Genomic DNA, 6,292 nt, shown 5'->3' with positions numbered 1-6,292 from the left:
CCAATCTCATAGAGGATGCACTCCGCCTTCAAAAAGAGTGCATCCTTCCCCTCAACGGATACATACCTCAACCCTCATGTGGCATGTATCCAATCTCATAAAAGATGCACTTAAGCACAAAAGAGTACATCCTTTCCCTTACGGGTTTGACTCAATTTTCATCACATCTCATTTTAATTTTAATGAACCCTCATTTTTACAAATCTTTACTCAATGGCACAAAAAGAATGGCACAATTTGACAGCAGTTCTTTTGTCACTCATCTTACGGGATTCCACTTCACGGACAGAGCATTTAAGCTTTTTTAAAATCTCCATAAGATGGAATCATAAAGAATTGATTTAGGCAAATAAGAGTAAATTTTGTCAAAATGTAGACAAAGTTTATTCTTTTTTATGACTGTTGTATTTTTACTATAGTCAGTTAAAGTGAATTTATATATGATACGTATCGGTATTTATTTATAGAAATAAATAGTAGGAGAAAACGATGAATATCAGATATTTTTTTATAGCGGGGGCAATTACAAGTGGTTTAGCCCTTGCGATTCAAAAGTCTGATCGTATAGTCAATCAAGCGCCCTCTCCTATTGTTGCTCCTTATACTGTTGAAAAAACACATTCACAGTTTTTTAAACAAGTAAGCAGCCCATCGGATACATTGAATATACTGAGAACAGCGAATAGAACTGCATCAGAGCAAGCATCAATAGATGATATCTATGAAAAAGGAAAAAATTTATTGAATGCTATTGCGAGTTTTTTAGGCTCACTCGTGATATATTTTCTGCAGATCATTTCTGCGAAAGTATAAGATACAAAATTTCTTAAAATAAAATTATATACATTTTGTATACTATAAAACGGAAATAAAAAGGCCCTTTTTAAAAGGGGCCTTTGTTTTATTTTAATTTTTTCTTTGTTTTATTTTATTTGTATTGTATTTTATTCCCTTTAAATCAGCTGCTCAAGAACAGCACTTGATTTCATCTTCCTCCCTCTTGAATGGGGTTCTCTCAGGCTCTAGCCCCTAAGCTCTCCATCCCATACTTTTTTGTCAAAAATGTTCCATAATTATGCCGTTTTTTCAGTCATTTTTTCTTTTCAAAAAAATGCCTTATCCCCCACTTCAACTTGCCCCTTCCATCGCAAGGCACCTTGTGATGAACGAAGTCCAAGCCTCGATGCTCCCAAAATCTTGATGAACAAAGCCCGTAAGAATAGGAAAGCACTCTAAAATTTTCATCTCCCCATCCTCCACGTCTCAAAGGACAGAATTTTGTTATTACGCTCTCTCTTCAGCCCAAAAGAACGTCTCTCTCTCCAGTCGTAAAGTACGTCTCTCTCAAACCAAAAAGAATGAAAGTGTTAATCTTTAAAAAATCCAGTATTTCTTAAACCGTTTTCGCCGATTGCGCCCTTCACCCCGCATACCTCCAAGGACAATGTTTTTATTAGTTCTGTTTTCATCAACTCTTTTGGCAAATCTAGCCCTCAAATATTCATCACAGATTTTCATAAAAAACACCGTTTTTCATAAAAAATACCAGAATGTATTAAAATATCCCCGCACCGGAAACAACAGTGTTTTACGCAGTCCATAATGATATTTTTCTCACTTAAACTGAATATTTTCTCATCTCTAGCGCGCTTTTTTTCACATAAAAAAGCTGCTTTTCTTAAAACAAATAGACTTAAAAAACAAAAAAGAGACAAATTTACCATCACGTAACTTTGCCCCTCATCTTGAGAAAAAATATTTTCAGCGGATTTTTTTAAAAGCTGCTGTACTTTTTGATTTTTTTCAGCCCTTCTATTTTTCTCTTGTATTTTGCTTTTATTGTGTATTTTGCTCTTGTATCTTTTTTGTATTGCTTTGGGGAGAAAACCTTTCAATCATGGTGCTAAGCTTCTTTCAACAAGACTGTCATCAAATCAGAAGACGCTCTCCAATACCTTCAGGAAACTAATCAATTTTTATATCCATAAATGCAGGCTCACCCTCTTTGAGATAGGTAATATCAGGAGCATGTTTTACCCCCTCTGATTCTATGACGCATGGTTCATCACTCACAACGTATCCTTGTTGCCTTAATTCTTGTTTTTTCTCCTCGACTATTTTTTGATGCAAATCTCGTTTTTGATGACATAAATAAGGATTTCTCACTCTGAAAATTTGAGTGTCATTCACTTCTATGGAGAAGATCTTTGCAACCTGTTCCAGCAGATCGTAACTGAATTTTCCTGCCTCCTTCACCTCTTGAGCCATCACCATCGCGCGTTCCAGATGGATTTTTTCAATGGTTTCATCAAAGCCAAGTTTATCGCCTGCCGCAAAACTTTCATCATAAGAACCTAACGTCTCTACATCTCCCAGCAAAGCAAGAGCAGCAAGATGCAGCAGAGCATAAGGAGCGAGCTCTGCTTCAACGGTTGACCATACTAAAGAGTCTCTTTCCCAAGGTGGAATACGATATTGAGAGCGAAGCATTTCATGCAAAGAATCATCTTCCATTGCCCATTCTAAAGTTTTATCAAGCTCTTTCTTGAAACGCTGAGCACTCACTTTCTCTTCATGAATTTCCAACCCATTGGGGACAAAATTTATAAATACCGTTGGCAAAATCCCAGAACTATGAGGATTAATGATCTTACAAGCCAGCGCAAAAACACCGCTCATCACGAGAAGTCCGCGATCAAAGGGTGAAAATTCTTCTATGTGTTTCTCGTTATAGAGAAACTGCACTTCGCGATCAGGTAAAAAGAAGGTCGCCAAATGATCTCCTTTTCTCAACAATTCTACGGACCACCCCAAGCTTTTTAACAGCGCTGTTGCACTTTCCATGGTGAGAATTTCATCATCATCGATCAAGAACTCTTTTCCCTCTTGTTGCAAACGCCTCTCCAGCACCACAGCTTCGTCTTTCCAAAACTGCTGCGTTGCCAGATCATTTTCTTTCAGCACACGTTTCAGCTCGTCTTTCACTTGAAAATTCATTTTCATCCGTTTGAAGACAGAGATATAAAGAGCCAAAACCAACATGATAATGACCATGAAAATAACAATCATCACCCAGAACTGGGGATCCAAGAGACGTACGACGATAGGATTATTGTTCATTTTCCCCTCTCATTCTTTGCTAAAGCCTATGCGACAGAGAGTTTATTTGCTCTCGTACAGAGAATGCTTCTTCTAATTTCTGAATATTTTTTTGCAAAGCACGCGTCACGTTGCGACGAATCAGTAACATCACCGGAATCAAGAAAAGAGCACAGCCTTCTATGGCGTCCGTCACCCTAAAAGCAACGAAATGCACCGCATATTGCCAGCCTGTCAGCTGCCAATTTAAAATATTTGGTATTTCTAGAATCATACTCCAAAGGATAATGATCACAGCAAGAGCGAAGATAACTTTATAATCCCTTGGTGAGAGCAACGCTTGCTGGCACGCAAAAGAACGGACACTTTTATGGGTTTGTTTCTCTAATGTCCAATTTTTCTCTTTCATTTTCCCCTCTCTCTCTTTGACAAAGCCCGCGTGGTAGAAAGCTTCTGTACTCTCATACTAAAGAGCGCTTCTTCTCATTTCTGGATCTTTTTTTGGCAATTGAGGCATGAGACACGCATGCGAAATCTAAAAATCAAAAAAAGAGCACAGGCGGTTCATGGCTTGCGTCATAATAAAAATCATAAAAGTAATAATATCCGAGGGATCCTTCCCCCTCTTGCCTTCCTCAAACAGTGAAGAATTTCAACCCGCGCCCATTTTTAAAAGACATCAGTCACAATTCGAGCTTTTTCTGCCAAAAAATTCCCCTTTTTTCAAGAAAATTTTCTAGCTCTCACACAATCAGATTCATTCACCCCCCCTATAAACAAGACGCCTAAAAAGAGGGAACCAGCACAAGAGACCGCGATCACCTACTCCCCAAAACTGCTCTTTTACCTATCTCACATTTCAAATGAATAAAGTCAAGCGCCCCAAACACACTCTAAGCTCTAGGACCCCACACTCTAAATCCCACATTTCTTTAATTCCACGTGGTCTTCAATCCCACACGGCCTATCAATGACAGTCTCCAATTCAAGCTTTTCCCCCCCAAACATGCCATTCACCCTCCCTCACCCTTTAGAGCAATGTTGCATGGCCACCCCTCAAGCCCCCCCAAAACTTCAAAGGCAAAATGTTATCGAGAGCACTCCCCATCAATGCTCAATTTCTCAGCATTTTTTTAGATTTTTTTTCCCTAGCTCATGATTTTTCAAAGGCTGTATCCCGCTCTTTCAACAGGTTTTTCAGTTCTTGTTTTAAACAACGATATCTTCTCGCCAACTTAAAGACACCATAATAAAGTTGCAAAATCCACACGGGCATAGCCGCAAACCAAACTGTCACAAGCATAAACACAAAACACAATAGTGTAACAAGAATCTCGTCCATTTTTACGCTCTCACGCCCTCTTTATAGGGCTCTTTTTGCTGAGGGGTTATTCTCCCCCGTTGCTCATTTATTTTGTTCAATTTCCGCGTATTTTTTACCAACAAACGCCACAATATGATGCAGAGGATCGCCAAAATAGGGGTCAAAGCCAAAACACCCATGGCAATAACTGTCCAGAGCACACACACAGCGTGAAAAAAGGAACTCGCCTGCCACCCTGTCAAATTCCCTTGTTCCAAGGAGGGTAGAAAGAAGGTGCGGTTTCCAAACTCAAGCATGAGTGAGAGGAGACAAATGACAAAATATTCTCGCACAGAAGAATACTCTTTCTCAAAAAAATTGAGCAGTCCGTTATAAAATGTTGAATTTTTCCCCTTCATTTGCTCTTCCCTTTTTTATATAAGCACATTTCTTTTTTCACGCCCACTCTTTCAAGCCCCGCTCTTTTAAGCCGCACGAAAAGCGCGATGCATGGCTCTTCCCTTGTTTTCGAATAAATCTCCCAGAGATTTTTTTAAAAAGAGATTTTTGAACGCTCTTGCCCTCCAAATGATAAGAACACCTCCTCATCCACAAACGACAATGGGCGTCATCACCCTCTTTATCTGATGATTCTTCAACCCTCTCCTCTTCTTGTGTCACGCGTTGTATCACGAGAATGGCTGAACATGGTTTTTCCCCCTCACGATAACGGCGACAGCGCTCTGTTTGGCTCTTGTCTGACATGTTTTAATGCGCGTTTCACGGTGCAATACAGTCTCACGCGCTTAAAGACAAAAGAATAAAATTCCAAAATTAGTATGACACCCCCTGCCGTAAAAGATACGTCAAACAAAATGATGAAGCAAAGGAATACGATAAAAAAACAGCTTATATTTTCTCTATGTTTTTTTGAAAGATGATTTTGTTGATCGGTTGTTTGCCCCCGTTGCTGAAGAAGCTTATTCAACTGCTGAATGTTTTTTTTCAAAAAATGCGTTAAAATGAGATAAAGCCCCAAGAGAACAGGCATCAAAGCAAACACACAAACCATAATGACTTCACGCAGCACAAAAAAGGCAAAAAGCGTATTCTCTTGAGCAACAGTCAACGGCTTCTTGAATTCTAAGAATATCAAAAAAACCCACCAACACAGCGCAATGATTACAGAAATAAGAAAAATAATGCTATGCTCTTTATAGGAAAGAAAGGACTCTTCCAGAGAAAAAGAGCGCAGTTCTTTATCCCCTGTTGAAGTTTCCCCCTTCATTTGCGCTTCCTTGTTTACAAAAATATGTGTTTTTTTCTTTCTTGACACAAATTATCTCTTAAGTAAAACGCATTGTCACCCAAGAAAAGTCCTTAAAGAGAATGCGCCCAAAGTACACGGGATATTGTCAATATTACCCAAAGATACGGATATTCTCAATCTTGAGGGTGTCAATCATTAAATACCGCCCCTTCGCGGTCTTGTGTTAAAGAAGCACGTGCTCAACACTGCCAAACCAACAAGCCTCACTCACACCCACAAACCACACCAGCCCCCCAACCGCCATATCCCACCGCCACGAACAGCCATACCCGCCCACACCGCCTTACGGACATCCCCCTGCGCTCACGATAAGCCTCACCCACGCCCACAAACCACACCAGTCCTCCCAACCGCCGCTATATCCCACCACCACAGACAGCCATAGCCGCGCCACTGCCTTACGAACACCCCCCTGCGCTCACGACAAACCTCCCACACACCCACAAACCACACCAGTCCCCCCTGACCGCCATATCCCACCACCACAGACAGCCATAGCCGCACCGCCTTACGACAAACCACCCCTGCCGCTCACGACAAGCCTCCCACACACCCACAAA

At 40.4% G+C, this 6,292-nt stretch carries 9 protein-coding genes; 1 reads left to right on the top strand and 8 read right to left on the bottom strand.

From position 1 onward, the window contains the following. The first annotated feature begins 489 nt into the window (after positions 1-489). Positions 490-813 carry a hypothetical protein gene (locus tag T429_RS0109115; RefSeq protein WP_005774700.1) on the top strand — a complete coding sequence of 108 codons (324 nt, stop codon included), beginning with the start codon at positions 490-492 and terminating at the stop codon, positions 811-813. A gap of 701 nt (positions 814-1,514) precedes the next feature. Here the strand turns inward: T429_RS0109115 and T429_RS0109100 are convergent. The 8 genes from T429_RS0109100 to T429_RS0109060 form a co-directional block, all read right to left on the bottom strand. After that, complete coding sequence (locus T429_RS0109100) at positions 1,515-1,895, bottom strand: hypothetical protein (RefSeq protein ID WP_026501001.1); 381 nt, start codon at positions 1,893-1,895, stop codon at positions 1,515-1,517. Between the two features lie 70 nt (positions 1,896-1,965). Further along, positions 1,966-3,120, bottom strand: a complete 1,155-nt coding sequence (locus T429_RS0109095; RefSeq protein WP_005774699.1) for a DUF6990 domain-containing protein — start codon at positions 3,118-3,120, stop codon at positions 1,966-1,968. A gap of 19 nt (positions 3,121-3,139) precedes the next feature. Continuing rightward, entirely contained in the window at positions 3,140-3,508 is a 369-nt protein-coding gene (locus T429_RS0109090; protein ID WP_005774698.1) for a hypothetical protein, read from the bottom strand. A 744-nt stretch (positions 3,509-4,252) separates the two neighbouring features. Then, positions 4,253-4,441 carry a hypothetical protein gene (locus T429_RS0109080; RefSeq protein ID WP_005774697.1) on the bottom strand — a complete coding sequence of 63 codons (189 nt, stop codon included), beginning with the start codon at positions 4,439-4,441 and terminating at the stop codon, positions 4,253-4,255. Positions 4,442-4,443: 2 nt separating this feature from the next. Then, positions 4,444-4,821: a hypothetical protein gene (locus T429_RS0109075; protein ID WP_005774696.1), complete on the bottom strand. Its 378-nt coding sequence runs from the start codon at positions 4,819-4,821 to the stop codon at positions 4,444-4,446. 302 nt (positions 4,822-5,123) lie between these two features. Beyond that, a complete protein-coding gene (locus tag T429_RS0109065; protein ID WP_005774693.1) occupies positions 5,124-5,690 on the bottom strand; it encodes a hypothetical protein in 567 nt (188 codons plus the stop codon). 245 nt (positions 5,691-5,935) lie between these two features. Beyond that, positions 5,936-6,061 (bottom strand): hypothetical protein, encoded by a 126-nt coding sequence (locus T429_RS11205; protein WP_280173550.1) that lies wholly within the window; start codon positions 6,059-6,061, stop codon positions 5,936-5,938. Continuing rightward, positions 6,048-6,254 (bottom strand): hypothetical protein, encoded by a 207-nt coding sequence (locus T429_RS0109060; protein WP_026501000.1) that lies wholly within the window; start codon positions 6,252-6,254, stop codon positions 6,048-6,050. The genes T429_RS11205 and T429_RS0109060 overlap by 14 nt, the downstream gene beginning before the upstream one ends. Positions 6,255-6,292 lie beyond the last annotated feature (38 nt).

Origin of the sequence: Bartonella elizabethae F9251 = ATCC 49927, assembly GCF_000518165.1 — a bacterium.
GTDB classification, from domain to species: domain Bacteria; phylum Pseudomonadota; class Alphaproteobacteria; order Rhizobiales; family Rhizobiaceae; genus Bartonella; species Bartonella elizabethae.
The sequence above is the reverse complement of the archived record's forward strand: the minus strand, read 5'-3'. Positions and strand labels throughout refer to the sequence as shown.